We start from the raw sequence: 21045 nt of genomic DNA on the forward strand, positions 1-21045 counted from the left end.
TATTATTAGATTGGAATTTATTGAATTGCTCAAAGTTGTGATAAACTATTAAAAATAAAAAAGTATATAACAGTATTCTTAAATTTAATTAATATAACGATAACCGTGTGTTTGTTAAAACACACGGTTTAATCCTGGCATAAAATAAAAATGAGGTGAAGCAATGGCACAAGATATTTATAAACAAGACGATTATTTTTGGAGAGATTTGAACTTAAATTATTCGGGGGAAAACAACTACGCTTCATTCTTTCCCTCAAAAAGTAATACACATGCTTATCCCGCCAAAGCAGTACCAGATATGGTATTTGAATTATTAAATTATATTAAGAATCGCTATCATATAAAAAGTGTCTTAGACCCGTTTGTGGGGAGTGGAACTACCGCACTAGAGTCAAAATATTTAGGTTTAGATTTTTTTGGATCGGATTTAAATCCATTAGCTATTTTAATTGCACGAACCAAAGTAATTACACTTCCTAATTCAGATTATATAATCAAAACCTTAAAGAAATTTGCGAGAGATTTACAATCTGGATATGAAAAAGAGATGGTTATTAAACTTAGTACTTTTAATAACATAGATTATTGGTTTAAAGAACAAAATATTCGAGAGTTATCATATATCAAAGAAAAAATAGATCAATTTTTAAAAAGTAAAGGGAAAAAAAATATTGAAAATTACGCATTGATATTGCTTAATTCCTTTAGTTCATGCATAAGGTATTGTTCATTGAGCAGAAATAGTGAGTTCAAGCTTTATAAAATGTCACCAAGTGATATTGAAAAATTTAATGTGAATGCAGTTGACGTATTTTCTGATAACTTATTGGGCCTTTTGGAGATGTTAAAACAAGTTAATAGAGCTTATAAAGATACAAGTAATATCCAAATCGAATTAAGCAATGCCAAGAACCTGAATTTTATGGAAGGACAAAAAGTAGATCTAATTTTAACATCTCCACCATATGGTGATTCTAGAAGTACCGTAGCTTACGGTCAATTTTCAAGACTTTCATTACAGTGGATTTCCGATCTTTTAAATAAATATCTAGATATTAAAGTATACTCAGATAATTGTGATGAATACTTATTAGGAGGCAAAAAATCTGAAAATGATACGGGGATAGACATTATTTTGACTCGTTCTATTACTCTTCAGCGTTTAGTGAATAAAATGGACGATGTCATAGCTGAAGATGTTAAACAATTAAATGAAATGAAATTTGAATTAAATAATTTCAGAGAGCAGCTTGAATTAGGAAGAAGGTTGTCTCTCGATAGACTTGATGAGAGAATATTTGCTTTATTGAGAGAAAGGGTTAGGCTGAGTTTTTATAGGAATTATAATAAGGAAACAAATCTATCTAGGAAAGAAGTTAAGAAATTAAGTATTCAAAAGACTGAAAATTTCTTTGGAGAGTTACTTAATGGTGATTTTATGGATGATTTAGATAATATAGAGTTTTTAAAGGTAAAATTAAAAGGTGTATCTGAGACAATCAACCGAAAATTAAAAGCTGTACCAAATAGAAAAGGGGAAGTTTTGAATTTCTTTGAAGATCTATATCAAGTTATAGAAACTACTGATAGAGTTCTTAATCATGAGGGGATTCAGGCATGGATTGTCGGTCACAGAACAGTCCTAGGAAAAATTAATATTAATATGAAAGATGTTTTAAATGATTGGTTTGAACATCTGGGTTATCAAAAAATCACTAATTTAACTAGAGAATATTCCTTTAAAAGGCTCCCGCATCATATAAACTCAACCGTAAATCGAAATGATAAAATAAAAACAATGATGCAAGAACACATTCTCATAGTTAAAAAAAAATAATAAGAAATAAGAATAAATTTTAACTTATTTTAAGTGATAAAACCATGTGAGTTGTTCATAAAATGTTTAACATATAAAAGAATTTCACTTCTATTTAATGCAAATATTAAGAGATATGACTGCTTTCAATGAAGCGGAGGATGTTTAGAGTGTGATCTTGTACGAACTTGAAGACAGTTTAGATGAAATGAGAAATTGATGTATTCAGTTGTCGAAAAGGAGTGATGTAAAATCGATGCTCGTTTGTTTAATCAAATATGAGCATAAGTAGCAAGCCCAGTGAATGCACTTTCACTGGGCTTTTTTTATTGAACGAATCTCCTTTTCATGTCGTCAAAAGAAGTAATACCAAAACAAATTGACGTTTGAAAAGGGAGTGGCGTGGATGGATATGAAGATGATTTTACCTCTTATTTTGCTACAAGCAATTTTAATGGTGATTGGTTTGTTTGATTTGTTGAAAAGAGTTCCGTCGAGAATCAGGGGAGAGGTGAAGTGGGTTTGGGCTTTGGTGATTGTGTTTGTGGCGAGTGCTGGTCCTATTGCGTATTTCATTTTTGGTCGTAAACAATCTTAGTAGGGGGAATTCGCTTGAATATGTTGGAGTGTCACGGGCTGACGAAATCGTATGGACGGCATGAAGTGTTAAAAGAGGTTTCTTTTTCTGTTGGGGAGGTTGGATGTGTTGGCTTTTTAGGAGCCAATGGAGCGGGGAAGACAACGACGATACGGATTTTGACGGGGCTTGCTCGTCCTACGTCTGGCGTTGTGAAGGTGGCAGGTTTTGATGTCACAAAGGACATGGATCAAATCAGTCAGGTGATTGGGTACTGTCCTCAGCATCCTGCATTTTATCAGGATATGACGGGGCAGGAATGGATGCATTGGGTTGGCGGGTTATTTCATTTAGAGAAAAACATCATTCGTTCCAAAACAGAGGAGCTGTTGAAGCTTTGCCGTGTGTATGAGGCGAAGGATCGTGCCATTGGCAGCTATAGTGGAGGCATGAAGCAGAGGCTTGCCATTGCACAGGCGCTGATCAATAGCCCGAAGGTCCTCATCTTAGATGAACCTGTGTCTGCACTTGATCCCATGGGGAGAAAAGACGTCCTGACTTTGATTGAGCGTCTAAAGCATGAGATGCTGATTTTTATGTCGACCCATATTTTAGATGATATTGAGCGGGTGGCGGATCATATTATCATGATCGACAGCGGCAAAATTGAGATGTCCTCTTCGATGAAACAGCTCAAAGAAGACTATATCCAGCCCGTGATTGAATTCCAATTAAAACAACAGAATACGAAACTAATGGCTTTGTTAAAGGAGCGGGATTGGGTGGAGGAATGCATGGAGACAGGAGACGCTTATCAGGTGCGAGTCAAAGATCAACAAACGGCATTGAAGGAACTGCCGGCTCTCATTACTGAAACTGGCGGTGTTCTTCTCCATTATCGACTATCTAAGCTAACGCTTGAAGATATTTTCATGAAGGTTGTGACGGCATGATGATGTTGAAAAAGGAATTTAGGGAGTTATTCACTAGTTATAAAATCTTATTTGTGCCGATCATTTTTACGATTTTAATGATTACACAGCCTATTACGCTCAAAATGCTGCCGGACCTTTTATCGAAATCCGCTAATTTACCTGAAGGGTCGACATTTTATATACCAGAGCCTAGTGCTGGAGAGGCTTTAGCTAGTGCATTGAGTAAATTTGATTCACTCGGCGTGTTTATCCTCATTATGATCGTGATGGGGACGATTGCTGGAGAGCGTGCCTCTGGGGTGACGGCGATGATTATGGTGAAACCGATCAGTCGAATGAGTTATTATGCCTCAAAAATATGTGCCTATGCCTGTTTAACTTTGTTTAGTTTGGTAGTGGCGGTTCTAGCTTCCGTTTATTATGTAGACATTCAATTTGGGCATGTGGCTTGGGGCGATGTGTTAAAAGGAACGTTTTTGTATTATCCAAACTTACTGCTTATTGTAGTATCGACCATTTGTGCATCGGCGTTTTTTAAGCGCTCAGTGACTGCGGGCGGCGTTTCCCTTTTGATCAATCTCATCCTGTTTACCGTTCCTTCGTTTTATGAGAATACATTAGGGAAGTTTGCACCTAAAGGCGTCACAAGTGCGGCTGAGGAGATGATTCATAGAGGGACTTATTCGGATCAGGCACTCACAAGCTTTCTAGGTGTATCGGTATTGATTGGTTTCTTTTTTCTCATCGGATGGTTTCTTTTTAGAAAACAAGAATTATAGCATGATGTACCCTTTAGATATGAAAATCTAAAGGGTTTTTTATGTATTTAGTAAGTAATAAATAAGATGTGAATACATATTATCATGATTTAAATGTTGAAATAATATATACTTAGTATATAATTACTCCGTAAAGGGATGGGAGGAGTTTGCAGATGATTCAGATCGAGAATGTGAAGAAGGAATTCTTTCAAGGCCAGGAGCGGACTGAGGTGCTGAGGGGCGTTGATTTGACGGTAGAAGAAGGGGAGTTTGTAGCGGTGATGGGACCGAGTGGTTCTGGAAAAAGTACATTACTTCAGCTGTTAGGCGGGCTTGATCTGCCTACTGATGGAGAGATTTTGATAGATGAGCATCAGTTGAGTGAGATGAATGAGAAAGAGAGAACGATTTTTCGCCGAAAACAGATAGGGTTTGTGTTTCAAAATTATCAGTTGCTACCTACATTAACTGTCGAAGAAAATGTGGCGTTTCCGCTGCATGCAGATGGACGTTTAACAAAGGAGAATCAACAGACGGTTGTAGAGCTGTTAGAGGTTGTTGGCTTGAATGGACTTGGGCGGAAACGGGCTAGTTTGCTGAGCGGCGGGCAGCAGCAGCGTGTAGCGATTGCAAGAGCTCTAGTCAATCAGCCGTCAGTGCTGTTAGCAGATGAGCCGACGGGGAACTTGGACCGGCATAGAGCGGAGGATATTTTGGCGTTAATGTGCAAGTTCAATCGAGAAAGCAAGCAGACGATTATCATGGTGACGCATGATATTTTCGCAGCAGGATTTGCGGATCGAATCATCCTTTTTAAAGACGGTGTTATTGATCAAGTGATATCTAGAAAGGATGATGATTATGCTCAGTATGTGGCGAATTTCATGGCGTAACATGATTCAGCATAAAAAGCGGTTCGCCATTTCTGTCTTAGGCATCATGGTGGGAATTGCTTTTGTCACGTCGATGCTCATTGCCGATCGAACGACAAATGATGTGTTTCATTACTATGAGCAAATGTATGTCGCTGATGCAGATTATTGGGTGTTGAGTGATGATCATACGTATGATGAGGAACAGATCTCCTCCATTTTAAAGCATCCTGATGTGACAGGATCATTATTAGCGCTGGATAAACAGACGTTTTTTGATGTAGAAGGTGATCACTCTCTTAACCAACGGGCGGTGCGAATTACCGGAGTACAAGATCAAACGAGCTCTTTACTGAAGCTGCCTGTGATTGAAGGGCGTTTGGATAATCAGGGGTTGGTCATACCAGATGTTGTGGCGAAGCTGCTGAATAAAAAAGTGGGAGATACCATTCGTTTTTCTGATTTGGGCGAAGCGAAGGTATCTGCCATTGTGGAATATACACAGCTGCTTTCAAGTCCGAGTGACTGGAAGAGTGCAGAATCATCGAGTTTTCGTGTGATGGCGCCGCTTGATTTATTGAGAGGCTGGACGGGACTCGATCATCAGCTTTCTTATATGAGATTTCAGACGAATGATGGCGGAGAGCAGCTCTTTCAATCTTTACAGAGAGAGTTCAAGGATGCCGATGTTTTTGTCCAGCCTGTGGTGGCGGATGACCGGCAAAGTAATGACATTGGCGGGTTGTACACGTTCTTTTACCTCATCGCAGGGCTGTCGATGTTTATGAGTGGTTTTATTGTGTTTAATATGATTTATACGAGTGTGATGGAACGGAAAAAGGAATTTGCGATTATGAAGAGCTTTGGTTATACGCAGGGCTCTGTTTCAAAGCTGATGTTGATTGAGGTTTTGATCTTGGCATGTATTGGAACAGCCATTGGAGTGCCGATTGGCGTTTGGCTTGGAGATGTGTTCATGCAAACACTGCTTGGTGTGTTCGCTTTTGATATGGTGTATTCGTTAGATTGGCAAGTGCCTGTTGTAATTTCATTGATCATTGGTATTGTGTTCCCTGTGCTGTTTTCGTTATTTCCGATCTATCATGCAGGGAAAACGTCTGTGCTACTGACTTTAAAATCCACTACCCAAACTTCTACACTGAAAAAACAATCGGTCATTAGAGCGGTGATAGGGATAGGCTTGCTTTCATTTGTATGGGTGGATCATCCGGCTGCTTATCTTGGCATTTTAGCCAGCATGGTTCTGTTATTCCCATTTTTTCTGCTCTTTTTGAACCGGTTGTTGGCGCCTCTTTTGAAGTTTGTCTTTGGTTACCCGGGCCATCTATCCTCGCAGCATGTCACGCAGCAACTGAATCGAAATGCCAATACGGCGGCGATTCTAGCTGTTGGGATTGCTGTGATCTTGCTTTTAAGTGCGGTCATTGAATCGGCTCCAGACGGCTACGAAAGAGAGATTCGTCAAACGTACGGCGGTGATCTCAGGGTTACTTCTGAAGCGCCATGGACGAAAGCGGATCAAGAAAAGCTGTCATCCTATGAGGCTGTTGAATGGGTGGAACCGATGATGGAAGCGGCTCCTTTGACATGGGAAACGGCCCATGGAGAGAAAAGACAATTTTCTCTGATCGGCGTAGAGGAAAAGGGACCGTCTTTTATAGAAGGTGACAATAAAGGCGATTTGTATCAACGATTATCAGAAACGCCTTCTATCGTGTTAGGAGAGCGTGCGTTTGATGAATGGGGTGGGCGTATTGGAGAGAGTGTGTATCTCAATGCACCTTCTGGCCGGCAGCAGTTACAAATCATTGATGTGGTCAAGACTTCTCATCATTCGGGTTATGTGGCATTTGTCGATCAGACATTTTTACAAGAGGATTTAGGGTGGACGCAGCCCCTTGATATCCTGCTTACGTTAAAAGACAAAGGTGCCGGTGAGTCTTTACGAGATCAGCTATGGGAAGACTTTGGGCAGCGGCTTTCAAAGGTGAAAACAGTAGGGGATGAGATTGAATCAACGACATCGGCTTTAACTGGTATGAACGAGTTAATTTCTATGATGCTCATTTTCATTATGGGGCTCGCGAGCATTGGAACAGCCAATACACTACTGATGAACACGCTTGAACGCACATCTGAGATTGGCACCATGCGGGCGCTGGGGCTGACAAAGCAGCAGGTGAGAAAAATGATCATCGGAGAAGGTGTGCTCATTGGGTTAACAGGTGTGATTGGCGGCATTTTATTTGGTGTGATTCTTCTATATGTCTCAAGCCAATCTGATTGGCTGGGTGGATTTGTTTCATTCCAATTGCCGCCTGTGCATCTACTGCTGGCAGTGATCGCAGGAATTGCACTCAGTTTAGCGGCTTCGTGGATTTCTAGTGCGACAGCGAGTAAAATAGAGATGATATCATCTCTCAAAGAAGGTTAAATCATATGTCAGTGAAATACGGAATTTTAACATCGCTCTGTCAGCAGCAACATCATGGATATGAATTAAAGCTAGAGCTGGAGTCATTGCTCGGAATAAAAGGAAAAATCAACCCTGGTCAAATCTACACGACGCTTGATCGGTTAATTCGTGATCAATTGGTGACAGCAGTGGGAATAGATGACCAAGATCGAAAGCTGTACGACGTGACGGAAGAAGGCAGACAAGAGCTGGAATCATGGCTGTTGGCACCTGTTCCATATCATGCTGCAAAGGATGATTTTCACTTTAAATGGGGCTGTGCACGGAAAATCAGATTTCATCAAGAAAAAGAAATGCTTCAGCAGCAGAAAGCCGTCATCATGAAAGATGTGATGGAACTCACGAAGCTAAAAACGGAATGTCTTGTGCAAGGTGATGAGAGTCGGTACTTATTGATTTCTGGCACGCTGCTTCATTTAGAGGCGGATTTGAATTGGATTCATCAAATTGAGCATCGGAGCGGGTCATCATTTTAGAGAGGTCTTTCTTTTGAAGAAAGGTCTTTTTTTTGGCTTCGTTCGGAGCATATGCAGATAGGATGGGAAGAAAGTTTGGTATGATAGGTGGAAATTGATTGTATTTTCAGAAAAGGGGTTTGATCAATGAAAACATCACGTAATCCTGAGACCATTCACGCACCAGTTGCACCGTACATCCATCAAATAGAGACAACAGGGCCGCAGCGGTGGTTAACCTTATCAGGGCAAGTGGGGATGGAAGTCGATGGGACCATCCCAGAGAGCCCGATGGAACAGCTCGAGCTAGCGTTAGAGAATGTAAAACGCAATGTAGAAGCGGCAGATATGAAAGTGGAAGATATAACGAAGCTTGTGTTTTATTTAGTAGGGGAGTTTGATGCCGAGAGTAGAAAACGAATCATGGGTCAGTTTTTAGGGGATCACCTGCCTTGTATGACGATGATTTATGTGGTGGCTTTGGCTTCACCTGCTTTAAAGGTCGAGGTGGATGCATGGGCTTGTCGGGATATGGACTTGATTTAATGATTATCTTGATGAGATAGATAATGAAAAATTTTTGCATAAGGGAAGTATGGGCTAAAAGATTGGGTTTTCATATCCAATCTTTTTTATATTTAGTTCTCTCTAATTTATTGATATAAAAACCTTTTAAGTATATTTTTAGAATATTTTACACAATTCCCCTTACTTCGACATTTTTCATATGGTAATATCAGGGTGCATGGAGATTGGGTCTATTGACACTATGCAAATTTTAAGAGGAGGTTTTACTTATGACAAGAAACCAAAAAGAGTGGGAATCTGTGAGTAAAAAAAGCCTTAAGCGTCCAGGTGGTACTTCAATTGTTAAGGCGGCTGGATGTATGGGGTGCTGGGCCTCAAAAAGTATTGCAATGACACGAGTTTGTGCACTGCCACATCCTGCAATGAGAGCTATTTAATGAATAACATAGGGAGTTAAGCATATATTGCTAGCTCCTTATTCTATAAAAGGGGTGTCTATTTATGTCAAGTAATCAACTAGCAGAATATGATTTACCTGAACTAGCGATTCATTTGCAGCCTCATGGCGCAGTCATGATAGATAGAAAATCAATGTATTATTTTAGATTGAGTGGAAGAGGGGCTCAGCTTGCATTTTTATTATCTAAGAATAAAGACGTGAGCAAAACTGCTCGTATCTGGGAAATCGTTAAAAAGGAAGAGCTAACAGCTGATCAGTTGCGTGAAGAATTGAGTGCCCATCCTTTTACAGAAGCTTGGACACAAGGGTTATTGAATCAACCTATTCAATTTACAGGATCTTTACAGTCCTATTTGCCAATTAGCTGTACTCTCCAATTAACAAACGCTTGTAACTTAGGTTGTTCCTTTTGTTATGCTAGTTCCGGTAAGCCCTATCCTGAAGAATTAACATGTTCCCAGTGGATTAATGTGATGCAAAAACTAGCTGCGCAAGGTGTGGCTGATGTCACTTTAACAGGGGGCGAAGCCAAACTCATAAAAGGTTTCAAAGAAATTGTGATGGTTGCGAGTTCATTATTTACGAACGTAAACGTTTTTAGCAATGGCTTAAACTGGAGACAAGAAGAAGTGGAATTACTCAGTCATCTAGGAAATGTATCTGTACAAATTAGTATTGACGGTACGAGCGACACTCACAATTCCTTAAGGGGAAGGAAAGGTGCTTTTCAGGAAAGTATGGAAACCATCCAGCGGTTAACAGAAGTGAATGTTCCTGTAATTGTTGCAATGACCATCAATGAAATGAACGCTGATCAAGTAGCAGAGGTTGTTGATCATTGTGCAAAAGCAAATGCCTCCATTTTCCGTGCTGGTAAGACATTATCCGTAGGACGTGCTACAAAGAATTTTAAAGCGCTAGAAACTTCGTTTGAGCAGCGTGTTCAAAGCCAGTTACAGCAGGCACGTTCTAAGTGGGGACACCATTTGAATATAATTGATTGGGAGCATGAAGAGAGTTCTTTTACAACTGATTTTTGTACACCGGGTTATTTGGCTTGGTATATAAGGGCAGACGGTTATGTAACACCTTGTCAATTAGAGGATATTCCTTTAGGTCACATTCTAACGGATTCTTTTTCTGATATTGGTTCACCAACACGTCTATTGAAATTGAAATGTGAAGCGAAAAACTGTAAATGTATAGGGAAAGTTGAACTATCTGAGCCAGATCTCCCCTTTGAAAATGAAATGAGAGCAGGCATCGCTCATGAATAGTATGACTTTTATTTTGTGGTCAGGTCTTGGAGTGATAGGGCTCTTCCTGTTTGCGAAGTATAGAGTTTCAACAATAGAATCAAACCTTTTAGATAAAATTGAGGCAAGAAAAGTTGGTATCGATTTTATTAGAGAGTTTGTGGGCATAGACGTGGAAGCTTGGGAGGTATATTCAGTCTATTGGTATGATCATGAAACAGTGAATAAGTTACATCATTTAGGTTTACTTAAAAAAAATCGACATATACTTCATGAAATGGGATTGGTTGAGTCTTGGCGTGTTCGTTTTGTTCACCAAAACCAATCATTCGTGATAGGAGTAAACGCTAAACGGGAAGTGACCTTTTTTTATGCAGATGTAAGGCAAACTTCATTATCTAAAAAAGACGGTCAGATTTCACTAGAAGGTTTAAAAGATCAATTGACTTGTTCTTCAAAGGGGTTATGGGCTAAGACAAAACCAACTGGTTCTGGTTCAAAAGAAGAGGATTTTCGTGAAATTAAAACATATTGGTATCTTGCTGAAAAGGAAGATATCCGACTTAAGGTAACAGTTGAAATGCAATCTGGTGTGATCACTTATATCGGCACAGATACAGAGATTTTAACGGATCAGATGAATAAAGTAATAAGAGATGAACAAGTTGAGTCTACTTTTGGTCTTTCAGGTATGTTAGGATCAGCTGCTGCGATGATCATGGCTATATTAGTTTTAGTTTTAATGAATGTTCAAATTCACCTCACATTAAGTCTTATGCTGGGTTTCATGATTGTACTAGTGCAATCTCTCACAATTAAAGAGGATATACAGTTAACGATAGTAAATGCTTACGATGCTAGGATGAGTGTTCAAACTGTTAAATTACTTGGTATACTCTCTACTTTGTTTGCAGGATTATTGACAGGATTTGTAGTATTTATATGTTCATTGGCAGGAGGCGCTCTTGCGAATGAATTAGAAATGAAATTTTTAGATGAAATCGTTGGGCAAACTTTTATTGGTCTTAGCGCTGGGTTAATTAGTCTAGGCATCACATCACTGGTCTTTTACCTTTTAGAGAGAATGAATAAATTACGTATTTCTCCGGAACTATCAAATAGAAGTATGTTTTTATCTGGATTTACTTTAAGACAAGGGCTTAATATGAGTCTGCAAAGTTCTATAGGGGAAGAAGTAATATACCGACTCTTAATGATTTCTCTTATATTTTGGTTTAGTGGGAATGCGATATTGTCCATTTTAATATCATCTTTTTTATGGGCAATTATGCATCAGGTCACTGGGTATGATCCAAGATGGATTCGCTGGGCGCATCTTTTTGTTTTTGGATGTTTTCTTGGTTTTCTTTTTATGCATTATGGATTTATTTGTGTACTGGCGGCACATTTTATTCACAATTTTGTGCTCGTTTGTATGCCCTTATGGCAATTTAAACTTCAAAGATATCTACATACCAAAAAGCCTCAGCATACATCACTCTAATAAAAGGGAGAGATTTGATGCCATTCATGGAGGTTCAGAATGTAAGCAAACGATATAGCAATGGTGATGGGATAGAGGGTCTTTCATTTTCCGTTGAAGCAGGGGAGGTTGTGGCGCTGCTTGGGCCTAATGGTGCGGGGAAGACGACAACCATTCGATGTTTAACAGGTCTCTATCAACCTGATCAAGGGGAAATACTCATAGAGGGATTTCCTCCTGGTCATTCCCATGTCCAAAAACAAGTAGCTCTTATTCCAGATCAGCCATATTTGTACCCAGATTTAACGGTTGCTGAACATGTTCAATTCCGTGCAAGAGGCTATCATAAAGGTTTAAAACAGATCAAAGAAAAGGTATTTGAGGCGTTGAAAGAAGTACATATCGAAATGAAGATGAACGAATTGTGCGGAAGGCTTTCAAGAGGTCAAAAACAGCGTGTCGTCTTAGCAGGGGCCATTGTGCAAGATGCCTCCCTTTTTATTTTAGATGAGCCGACTATTGGATTAGACATTCCTTCAAAACAATGGCTGTCAGATTGGCTGATACAGAAGAGCCTTCAAGGTGGTTCGGTTCTTGTGTCCACTCATAGTCTAGAGTTTGTTCTTGATACGGCTAGTAGGGTGATATTGATTCGAGACGGTGCCATCATGAAAAGTATCGCTGTTCCTAAGCGGCAGGAAGAACAAATGAAGTGGCGGGCAGAAGTCATTCAACTTCTAGGGGAGTGGTCTAGTGAATAACACGCTTTCCCTTTTATGGATGAAATCCCAAAGGCGCTTGATCAGTAAAAATCAAGAAAAGAAAATGCCCTTTTTGATCTTGCTGCTTATGATGGCTGCCATTGGTTTTCAGCTGAGCGCAGTCTCAAGTATGGGCGATTGGAATGCGAGTACAGCTGGATGGTTCATTGTCGTTTTATTTGTTCTTTATACTGGCTTTGGTTTGTTTTCGAATCGATTGCCTAGTCAGATGAACGATATCATGTGGTTGTATGGAAGTGGTGCTTCCTTATGGACGGTTGTGATGAGTGTATGGGTATATCACATTTTTTGGCGATGTGCTCTTCTCATTGTTTCTGCTGTGATGGCTGATATCCTCCTTCTTTGTTTAACGAAGCAGTACTTTTTTCTACTTGGTAAATCACTCCTGTTAACAGCGCTGTTATGTATGATCGAAACATGGATGATTGCGGTATCTTGTGCAAGAACCATTCAAGTATATAAGCGAGTGCTCTTCATTGGTTTTATACTGATGTTTGGTTGTCTTTCATTGCTTATTATGAATCAATTGATATTGAAACAGTCGTCAATGATGGAGATATCTGCTTCTTTTATGTATCAAGTCGGACGCATGATAGTGGAGTTTTCATTCATTTCTGTATTGATATTACTTGGAATGATGATTTTATCTTTCATGATGATGTACAGGTCGAGTCATCGTATAGAGATGATGGAGTCGTTAGTCAAAGAGGCGGCATTTTGGGAGGAATTTGAGGGGAAACAGGTTCATGTAAATCCAATAAGTCCAAAGAAAAGCAAGACGTGGTGGGGGCTTTCATCATTAACGGGCATCTGGGCTTTCCTTTGGCTAGAAATATTGATGATCAAAAAGTATGCTACCTTCCATCTGTTATCTACCATGCTGTTGATCGGTACTTACTATGTCGTCAGTTCTTATTTTTCAAATTGGTTGACTCTATTCTTTCTGGTCATTGGTGCATCTGTCCTTCTCAGTTCATATTACGCGGGGATTGTAAGACACGGGCAAACGGGATTGCTGTATCTTTTTCCGGGTGCTTTATATCAAAAAATTCTTCTATTGGAAGTGTTTCAAACCTTTTGGTTGTATGGTGTCTACTTGATTTCTCTTATCTTGTTAGAGATTCATGATGTATTGTATTGGGCCATTTATGGGGTAGGGGTTTATATTTGGTTTTTGACCATACGGCTCTTTGCCTTTACGCAGCCTTTGAGACGAGAAGCGAGTCTTTCTTTGGGCATCTATTATCGATCATTGCTCATCGGATCTGTCATAAGTGCTGCGGTCATCATTGGGATTCATCTGTTCACTGAGGGCTGGTTTACAACGATGACATGTGTATTTGCTGGATGTGTATGTTATGTGATTTGTTATCGATGCCGTGGGACTCATTAAAAAGAGGAGTTGATTGTCATGAAACCAGAAGATAAGCTATCCCAATCGGTTCAACGTTTAGTCAATACGAATGAAGTAACAATCGTTCAAGCCATGGGGGAATTAAGGAAATCAGGAAAAGAGGCAGTGCCAGTGCTTGTTGAAGCCTTAAAAGAAGAGGGTTCTTTGCGGAATATTGCAGCAGCGGTTCTTGGTGAATTTGGAGCAGATGCAGGGGATGCAGCAGAAGCTCTTGCTAAACTGTTAGAAAGTGAAGAAGAGGAGACAAGAATGGCGGCTGCGATCTCACTCATGAGAATTGGTCAGCCTAGTTTGCCATTTCTTCTGTCTTTGGCAAAGCGTTATGAGGGTCCTACTTGTTTTTGGGCATCGTGGTGTATCTCTTGGATTGACCCATCAAAAATCGAAAAAAATATGTACGAGTGCCTAAAACAGGAACAAGAGAATCCATCAGGAAATGTGGCCCCTTTTGCCGCAGAAGAGGCACTAGGAAAAATCATCGCTTTTCAATTAAAAGAAAAGGGGGATGAGTAGTGGAAACGCAAATACTTAAATGGCCTGAGCACCTTCCTTGGATTCATTCTTCACATCAGCGGTGTTTACCTGAAGGGCATACTCAGCTTCTTTATTTTTGGTCAGTTAACTGTCCGCATTGTGAAGAATTAACCGACCACATTCTACATAGTGTGGATCAGTTGAGTATCCATTTAACCTGTGTCCATGTTCCATATACGGAAGAAGAAAAATCGATAGAGGTTGTTTCGAAATATGCGGAGGAAAAGAATCTCATTGCTCCCATTGTGTTGGATCAAGATTATGAGATTGTCACAAAATATAAAATTCAAGGATTGCCAAGTTTTTGCCTCATAGATAAAGAGGGACAATTAATTGATCGGAAAATGGGAGATACCGGCTGGGAAAAGATATTAAAAAAACTAGAAAAACGATCATAATTAGAGTTATGGAGGAGAGCGTTTTGTTTCAATCAAACCAAGAATTAAAAAAAACGATGGTCTTTTATGCAGGTGTGGGAGCTGTTTTGCTGATTCTCATGATGTTGACATGGCTGCCGGTTTCTGCAGACTGGGAGTTGCCGTTGATTTTGTTTGGATTGGGGATTTTGTTTTATGTGAAGCGTGTGCTTTGGAAGGATGAAAAGAGTCATTAATCATAAGTAGGTTACCTAGAATATAAATTCTAGGTTTTTTTATTAAATTTACCTTAAAACATGATTTTTCACATGGGGATGAGATCCAATTTTTTAAAAGTGTGGTAGGATAAATATGCTTTATTTTTATATTTTCCGAAGGAGCTGTCGTGTTGAAGGGATCTAGGGTTGAGTTTATTGATAGTTTACGTGGTTTTAGTTTATTAGGTATTTTGATTGTGAATATGCTTAATTTTCAATATGATTATGATTTTGAGAAGATGTTTGATCCGAGCATATGGGGACAGGAGTTTGGGGTATATGTGACGGAGATCTTGTTCCAGGGGTCATTTTATCCGATTTTCTCCTTTTTGTTTGGGTATTCTTTTATCAAGTTGATTGAATCCACAAAGGCAAAGGGGTTGAATACGAATGCTATCGTCGTCCGCCGCGGCTTTGGTCTCATTGTGCTTGGGATGCTGCATTACATATTCATTTGGAATGGTGATATTCTCTTATATTATGGAGCATGTACGTTTTTCTTGATGATGTTTTTAAGCAGCCGGATCAAAACAATGCTGATTTGGTCAGGTGTGTTAGGTGCTTTGTCATTAGTGGTTTTACCATATCTGATGACCTTTGTTTATGGAAATGATGATTTGTTAACTGATGTGTATGCGAAGGGTGCATACGGTGAGATTTTATTGAGCCGGGTGACGATTGAAGACGATATGATGATTGTGACCATTATTATGGCGATCGTGACCATTACGTTGATGCCGATCTTAGGTTTTCTATTCGGTACGATCATGGTGGGGCCATTTGCACTGCTTGGCATGTCCATCGGGAAAAAAGGTCATCTGACAGAAGAAGATCGAGGGATGGCGTATCGTAAAGGCTGGATCTGGATGATTTTGATCGGGCTCGCGCTAAAATGTGCGACGTTCAGTGATGCTCCTTGGAGTGAAATGGTGTTGACGTTAGGAGCCTATGTCCTGACGATCGGTTATATTCAAGCTTTTATTGTCTTTTACTATTCAAAGGCTGCACAAGGGTTGAAACGTCTGCTTGCAGGACTTGGCCGATTGTCTTTATCAAACTATTTGGCTCAATCTATTATTTGTACAACGATTTTCTATTCTTACGGACTTGGGTTATTCGGACAAATGGGCTCAATGTTTGGACTGCTACTTGCTGTTGGACTTTACACAGCTCAGCTGTTCATCAGCTATCTCTATTTGAAAAAGTGGAGAAGAGGGCCTGTGGAATGGCTTATTGGAAAATGGGTATATTGGAGATAAATTGATTTGTTGAGGAACCGCATGGCTGAAGAGCTGTGCGGTTTTTTAGTTGGATCGCATTCAAAAAAGTTCATAAAAGGAGTTGAATATTTTTTCAGTGTGTATATAATGTATATATGGTGTATATACAATATTTCATTGCGAATACCAGTACAGAAAAAAGAGGTTTTTATATGCAAATTACGATTTCTAACCATTCTAAGGAGCCTATCTATGAGCAAATTACGACGCAAATCAAATCGTTGATCTTAACGGGTGAGCTTGCAGAAGGTGCGGGACTGCCGTCTATCCGAAAGCTGGCGAAGGATTTACAAATCAGCGTCATCACAACAAAACGTGCATATGAAGAGTTAGAGAAGGCAGGATTTATTTATTCGATTGTCGGTAAGGGATCATTTGTTGCCGAGCAAAACCTAGAGGTCATGAGAGAGAAAAAATTGAAGGTGATTGAGGAACAGCTTGGAGCGGTTGTTACAAACGGCAAGGAATTAGGCTTATCTTTTGATGAATTGCAGCAGTTATTAAAGTTCTTGTATGAGGAGTGAGATGAGTGGAGCACGTGATTGAATTCAAAGGAGTATCAAAACGGTTCAAAGACTTTTCTGTGCAGAATCTTGATTTACAGGTCAAAAAGGGCTTTGTTACTGGGTTTATTGGAGAAAATGGAGCCGGTAAGTCGACCACGATTAAAATGATCATGAATTTGTTAAAACCAGATTCTGGTGAGATTAAAATTTTTGGATTAGATTATCGCACGCATGAAAAAGAGATTAAGGAACGAATTGGCTTTGTTTACGATGCTAACGTTTTTTTCCCAGGATTGAATTTAAAAGACATCAAACGAATTGTGGCACCTGCCTATAAACGCTGGGATGACCAGCTTTTTTCTCAATATATTGAACAGTTTGGTCTGCCGCTGAATAAAGCGATTAAAACATTTTCAAAAGGGATGCAGATGAAGGCGTCACTTGCGATTGCGCTGTCGCATCATGCCGAGCTGATTATCATGGATGAACCAACTGCTGGGCTAGATCCGGTCTTTAGAAGAGAGCTGCTCAGTACGTTACAAGAATTGATGATTGATGGGAATCGAACGATTTTTTTCTCAACACATATGACGACTGATTTAGATCGCATCGCGGATTATATTGCGTTTATACAAAATGGAAGATTGGTCTTTCAACAGTCGATTCATGAGGTGGCGGAGAATTATGCGCTGGTGAAGGGGAGCCTGGATTTGCTGGATCGAGACACAGAAAAGGCGTTTATCCATATTCAGCGTACGGCAGCCGGATTTGAAGCATTAACAGATCGGATTGATGAGGTGAAACTTATTTTTGGGGATGCTGTTGTGATTGAACCGGCGTCGCTTGAGGATATCATGTTTTATTTGAAAGGCGGGGTTGCGCATGTTTCATTTAATTAAGCGTGATGTGATTTTGCAAAAGAAGCAGTTACTTATTTTTATTCCGTTTATCTTATTTTTCATTTTCATGGATGTCCATCCAGTATTAACGTTTCTAGTCGCTAGTGTCTTCATTCCATTTAACACATATGCTTATGATGAGAAGGCAGAAACGAATATTCTATTAAATTCCTTGCCCTATACACGTAAAGAAATTATCGCATCACGTTATCTTGGCGCCATTTTCTATATGAGTATTGCGATCGTGCTGACAAGTGCTGCATTATTTGTGTTTGGGAAGCTGTTTTCGCTGTCAGATATTGCGATTGGCAGCGGGTTGTTTTTATTGTTCGCAGCATGTACGTTTCCATTGTTTTATATCTTAAAGCCTGGTTATATCACAACGGCAGTGATCATTGGCTTTATCGTATTATCTGCTATGGGACCGCCTGTTGTTCTCTATTTAGCAGAGCAATTCAGTGGGATCACTGATTTTATCATGAATTTATCGATCCCTATTGTATATACGGGGTCAACTGTACTGATTATGCTCATCTACTTGCTGTCTTGGGGACTTTCTACTGCGATTTACCAGAGGAAAGTGTTTTAAATCAGATGATCACATCATTTATAGAGAATCATTCATTTTGAGGTAGGCCTTTCAAAATGGATGATTCTTTTTTGTATCCGGTGAAATTGACATACAGAAGAAAACAGGTTATTGTTATTTAACATAATGTTAATTATTTTTAACATTATGTTAAATAAAACATCCTTTAAGAAAGGAATCTGAAATGGAAATTAAAAATAGAATGAAAGTATTACGGGCAGAAAAAGACTGGACACAAAAGGATTTGGCAGAGAAGTTAGGTGTGACTCGTCAAACTGTGGCAGCGATTGAGAATGGTAAATATTCTTTGTCTTTAAAACTAGCATTTCAAATTGCGAGAACATTTGAAGTTGATTTATATGACGTTTTTCAAGAGGTCGACAAGGAGGAACAACAGCGATGATGACAACGATCATACTTTATTCTCTGATTATCCTTTCTATCTTAAGTACGGTCTTTCAATTTAAGAAAAGCCGTGAATATAAACAGGATGAACGGGGTCAATTTATTTTAGCGAAAGCTGGAAGTTTTTCAATTGTAGGTGTGGCATTAGCCTATATATTGGTGGCTGTCATTCAAGCTTTTGTTCATGAATTATCATCTCCAACGGAATGGTTTTATATAGCGATTACGTTTATGTATGTATCAAGTGTTTGCGCAAATACCATTGGCATTATCTATTGTGAAAGAAAATACTAATCTTTCATCTGCGGATGCAAGCTAGGGTACTTCATCATGAAGGGAAGAAAAAATATTGAAAAAATTACTGAAAATAATGCTGATTGCTCTATGTACCATTCTGACTGTCTTGGTTGTATTTGTAGCCAGTGTTTATGTTGTGAATCTAATTAGTAATGAAAGAGAACAGGGGAAAATAGAAGCTTATGGGCAAAAGGTCTTGGTGGATGGGAAGCAGATGAATGTGCTCATTCAAGGCGATGGGAAAGAAACGATTGTCCTTCTCCCAGGCTATGGAACTGCTTCACCAGTGCTGGATTTTGAACCGTTAGTCAAGGAGTTATCGCCAGATTATAGAGTTGTTGTGATTGAACCGTTTGGTTATGGTTTAAGTGACGACACAGATAAAGTAAGGACAAGTCAAAACATTGTGGATGAGATTCATGAATGTTTGCAAAAACTCAACATTAAAAAATATACGCTGATGGGTCATTCGATTGCTGGCATTTATGGATTAGAATATGTGAATCAATATGAAAAAGAAGTCCAAGCCTTTGTTGGAATTGATACGAGTGTTCCTAAACAGGAAACGGATGAATTGCCAGTCTCCAGCTTACAGCTGCTTCATCAATCCGGCTTTTACAGATTGATAGTGAAAATGAATCCAGATCAACTGGTGATGCCTAAAGTAGATGATCAAACGAAAGCTCAGATTAAAATGCTGACTTTCCGAAATTTCTTGGATGAAAGCCAAGCGAGTGAGGCAGAAAACTTTAGAAACAATTTTAAAAACGCTCAACGTCTACATTTCCCTAAGAAACTCCCTGTTGCTTTCTATCTAGCGGATCAAACGGAGAAAGAAACACCAAACTGGAAACCAATGCATGAAGAGCTGCTGAAACATGTAGACCACGGAAAAGTCGTTACTTTCAAAGGCGGGCATTATTTGCATCATACGAAATCAAAAGAAATCGCAGATGATGTGAGGGAGTTTCTATCGAACAACGAGCGCTCACGTTAGCGTTTTTCCTCCTCAGCTGGACAGATGAAACATCGCAATTTTGATCAAAACGAGTGAACTGATTTGTTTTATGATCAAGAAGAGGTGAGGGAGATGATGTATAGTCGGGTGACGCAAGAGGTGATTTCTTATTTGGAGTCGCATTTGATGGATGAGCTGTCGCTGAAACAGGTGCATGAGAAAGTAGGATATTCACAATTTCATTTGCTGCGTGTGTTTAAACGAGAAACCGGGCTGTCGATGGGGGAATATGTGCGGAAACGAAGATTGGCTACCGCTGCACAGCTTCTTTTGTATACGGATCAGGGGATTTTAGACATCGCTTTTTCGTTACAATTCCAATCGCAGGAAGCCTTTACGCGTGCTTTTAAGCATCTGTATTCCTTACCTCCCGGAATGTACAGGTCGATGATGAGAGACATGCAAATGAAAAAGGAGGAAGATTCGATGACATTACATGAAGCAGTACCTGGCTGGGGTTTGAGTGGTTCACATCCGCATATGTATGAGATGGGTGTTGATACAGCAGAGTTCCATACGGGAAAGCAATCAGGTGTTTTATCATCTAAAGAAGGCGTACAAGAAGGACAGTTTGCGACAATGATGCAGGGGTTTCAAGCAAAAGAGTATGTAGGCAAGCGGTTGAAGCTCTCTGCTTTCTTGAAAACAGAGAATGTATCTTCAGCAGGAATTTGGATGCGGGTAGATGACGGAAAGGGTGATACGGTGCAGTTTGATAATATGCAGAATCGACCTGTGACAGATTCTACGGAATGGAATCAATATGCCATCGTATTAGATATTCCTACGCGCAGTGAATCCATTCATTTTGGAGTGCTACTCAGCGGACATGGAACAGTCTGGGCTGACGGTTTTCGATTTGAGGAAGTGGATGAGAAAACACCTACGACGAATATGGAGGAGGCCTCGGCTTTGCCAGATGTGCCGATGAATTTGCATTTTGAGCTTGAGAAGACCGTGTGAGCGGTCTTTTTTTTGTATACAAATCTGCATGAACCGTTTATAATGAAAAATATAAATAAACATACCGACGGTCGGTATGTA

The 21045-nt window shown here is 39.6% G+C and carries 24 protein-coding genes; all 24 read left to right on the forward strand.

The window, feature by feature from the left end:
* Positions 1-163: 163 nt before the first annotated feature.
* A complete protein-coding gene (locus tag EBQ12_RS17070; protein ID WP_057078697.1) occupies positions 164-1840 on the forward strand; it encodes a TRM11 family methyltransferase in 1677 nt (558 codons plus the stop codon).
* 385 nt (positions 1841-2225) lie between these two features.
* Positions 2226-2417 carry a PLD nuclease N-terminal domain-containing protein gene (locus EBQ12_RS17075; RefSeq protein WP_125590828.1) on the forward strand — a complete coding sequence of 64 codons (192 nt, stop codon included), beginning with the start codon at positions 2226-2228 and terminating at the stop codon, positions 2415-2417.
* 14 nt (positions 2418-2431) lie between these two features.
* Complete coding sequence (locus EBQ12_RS17080; RefSeq protein WP_125590830.1) at positions 2432-3349, forward strand: ATP-binding cassette domain-containing protein; 918 nt, start codon at positions 2432-2434, stop codon at positions 3347-3349.
* A complete protein-coding gene (locus tag EBQ12_RS17085) occupies positions 3346-4110 on the forward strand; it encodes an ABC transporter permease (RefSeq protein ID WP_050826855.1) in 765 nt (254 codons plus the stop codon). The genes EBQ12_RS17080 and EBQ12_RS17085 overlap by 4 nt, the downstream gene beginning before the upstream one ends.
* Before the next feature lie 155 nt (positions 4111-4265).
* Positions 4266-4985 carry an ABC transporter ATP-binding protein gene (locus EBQ12_RS17090; protein ID WP_125590832.1) on the forward strand — a complete coding sequence of 240 codons (720 nt, stop codon included), beginning with the start codon at positions 4266-4268 and terminating at the stop codon, positions 4983-4985.
* The gene (locus tag EBQ12_RS17095) at positions 4954-7419 is read left to right on the forward strand and encodes an ABC transporter permease (protein ID WP_125590834.1); all 2466 of its coding nucleotides are present in this window, start codon (positions 4954-4956) and stop codon (positions 7417-7419) included. The genes EBQ12_RS17090 and EBQ12_RS17095 overlap by 32 nt, the downstream gene beginning before the upstream one ends.
* 5 nt (positions 7420-7424) lie before the next feature.
* Positions 7425-7937, forward strand: coding sequence for a PadR family transcriptional regulator (locus EBQ12_RS17100; protein ID WP_007498534.1), 513 nt, complete (start codon positions 7425-7427; stop codon positions 7935-7937).
* A gap of 126 nt (positions 7938-8063) precedes the next feature.
* The gene (locus tag EBQ12_RS17105; RefSeq protein WP_125590836.1) at positions 8064-8462 is read left to right on the forward strand and encodes a RidA family protein; all 399 of its coding nucleotides are present in this window, start codon (positions 8064-8066) and stop codon (positions 8460-8462) included.
* Positions 8463-8713: 251 nt separating this feature from the next.
* Positions 8714-8881, forward strand: coding sequence for a sporulation killing factor (gene skfA / locus EBQ12_RS17110; RefSeq protein ID WP_017366484.1), 168 nt, complete (start codon positions 8714-8716; stop codon positions 8879-8881).
* Between the two features lie 64 nt (positions 8882-8945).
* A complete protein-coding gene (gene skfB / locus EBQ12_RS17115) occupies positions 8946-10181 on the forward strand; it encodes a sporulation killing factor system radical SAM maturase (RefSeq protein WP_008343919.1) in 1236 nt (411 codons plus the stop codon).
* Positions 10174-11664 carry a CPBP family intramembrane glutamic endopeptidase gene (locus tag EBQ12_RS17120; RefSeq protein WP_057078687.1) on the forward strand — a complete coding sequence of 497 codons (1491 nt, stop codon included), beginning with the start codon at positions 10174-10176 and terminating at the stop codon, positions 11662-11664. The genes skfB and EBQ12_RS17120 overlap by 8 nt, the downstream gene beginning before the upstream one ends.
* A gap of 17 nt (positions 11665-11681) precedes the next feature.
* Positions 11682-12404 (forward strand): ABC transporter ATP-binding protein, encoded by a 723-nt coding sequence (locus EBQ12_RS17125; RefSeq protein ID WP_125590838.1) that lies wholly within the window; start codon positions 11682-11684, stop codon positions 12402-12404.
* Complete coding sequence (skfF, locus tag EBQ12_RS17130) at positions 12397-13818, forward strand: sporulation killing factor system integral membrane protein (RefSeq protein WP_125590840.1); 1422 nt, start codon at positions 12397-12399, stop codon at positions 13816-13818. The genes EBQ12_RS17125 and skfF overlap by 8 nt, the downstream gene beginning before the upstream one ends.
* A gap of 18 nt (positions 13819-13836) precedes the next feature.
* A complete protein-coding gene (locus EBQ12_RS17135; protein ID WP_008343915.1) occupies positions 13837-14352 on the forward strand; it encodes a HEAT repeat domain-containing protein in 516 nt (171 codons plus the stop codon).
* The gene (locus tag EBQ12_RS17140) at positions 14352-14771 is read left to right on the forward strand and encodes a TlpA family protein disulfide reductase (protein WP_017366487.1); all 420 of its coding nucleotides are present in this window, start codon (positions 14352-14354) and stop codon (positions 14769-14771) included. The genes EBQ12_RS17135 and EBQ12_RS17140 overlap by 1 nt, the downstream gene beginning before the upstream one ends.
* 23 nt (positions 14772-14794) lie before the next feature.
* Entirely contained in the window at positions 14795-14986 is a 192-nt protein-coding gene (locus tag EBQ12_RS17145; protein ID WP_125590842.1) for a hypothetical protein, read from the forward strand.
* Between the two features lie 152 nt (positions 14987-15138).
* Positions 15139-16266, forward strand: coding sequence for a DUF418 domain-containing protein (locus EBQ12_RS17150; RefSeq protein WP_125590844.1), 1128 nt, complete (start codon positions 15139-15141; stop codon positions 16264-16266).
* A 173-nt stretch (positions 16267-16439) separates the two neighbouring features.
* A complete protein-coding gene (locus tag EBQ12_RS17155; RefSeq protein ID WP_008343911.1) occupies positions 16440-16811 on the forward strand; it encodes a GntR family transcriptional regulator in 372 nt (123 codons plus the stop codon).
* Positions 16812-16816: 5 nt separating this feature from the next.
* Entirely contained in the window at positions 16817-17692 is an 876-nt protein-coding gene (locus EBQ12_RS17160) for an ABC transporter ATP-binding protein (RefSeq protein ID WP_125590846.1), read from the forward strand.
* Entirely contained in the window at positions 17676-18281 is a 606-nt protein-coding gene (locus tag EBQ12_RS17165; RefSeq protein ID WP_008343909.1) for an ABC-2 transporter permease, read from the forward strand. Before EBQ12_RS17160 ends, EBQ12_RS17165 begins: the two co-directional genes overlap by 17 nt.
* A 184-nt stretch (positions 18282-18465) precedes the next feature.
* Positions 18466-18684, forward strand: a complete 219-nt coding sequence (locus EBQ12_RS17170; protein WP_017358703.1) for a helix-turn-helix transcriptional regulator — start codon at positions 18466-18468, stop codon at positions 18682-18684.
* Positions 18681-18980 carry a hypothetical protein gene (locus EBQ12_RS17175; protein ID WP_017366494.1) on the forward strand — a complete coding sequence of 100 codons (300 nt, stop codon included), beginning with the start codon at positions 18681-18683 and terminating at the stop codon, positions 18978-18980. The genes EBQ12_RS17170 and EBQ12_RS17175 overlap by 4 nt, the downstream gene beginning before the upstream one ends.
* A gap of 55 nt (positions 18981-19035) precedes the next feature.
* On the forward strand, positions 19036-19980 hold the full coding sequence (locus EBQ12_RS17180; RefSeq protein WP_125590848.1) for an alpha/beta fold hydrolase: 945 nt from the start codon (positions 19036-19038) through the stop codon (positions 19978-19980).
* Positions 19981-20073: 93 nt separating this feature from the next.
* Positions 20074-20964, forward strand: a complete 891-nt coding sequence (locus EBQ12_RS17185) for a helix-turn-helix domain-containing protein (protein ID WP_125590850.1) — start codon at positions 20074-20076, stop codon at positions 20962-20964.
* The last annotated feature ends 81 nt before the right edge of the window (positions 20965-21045 follow it).

Origin of the sequence: Bacillus sp. 2B09 (genome assembly GCF_003946835.1) — a bacterium.
Lineage (GTDB): Bacteria > Bacillota > Bacilli > Bacillales > Bacillaceae > Bacillus > Bacillus altitudinis.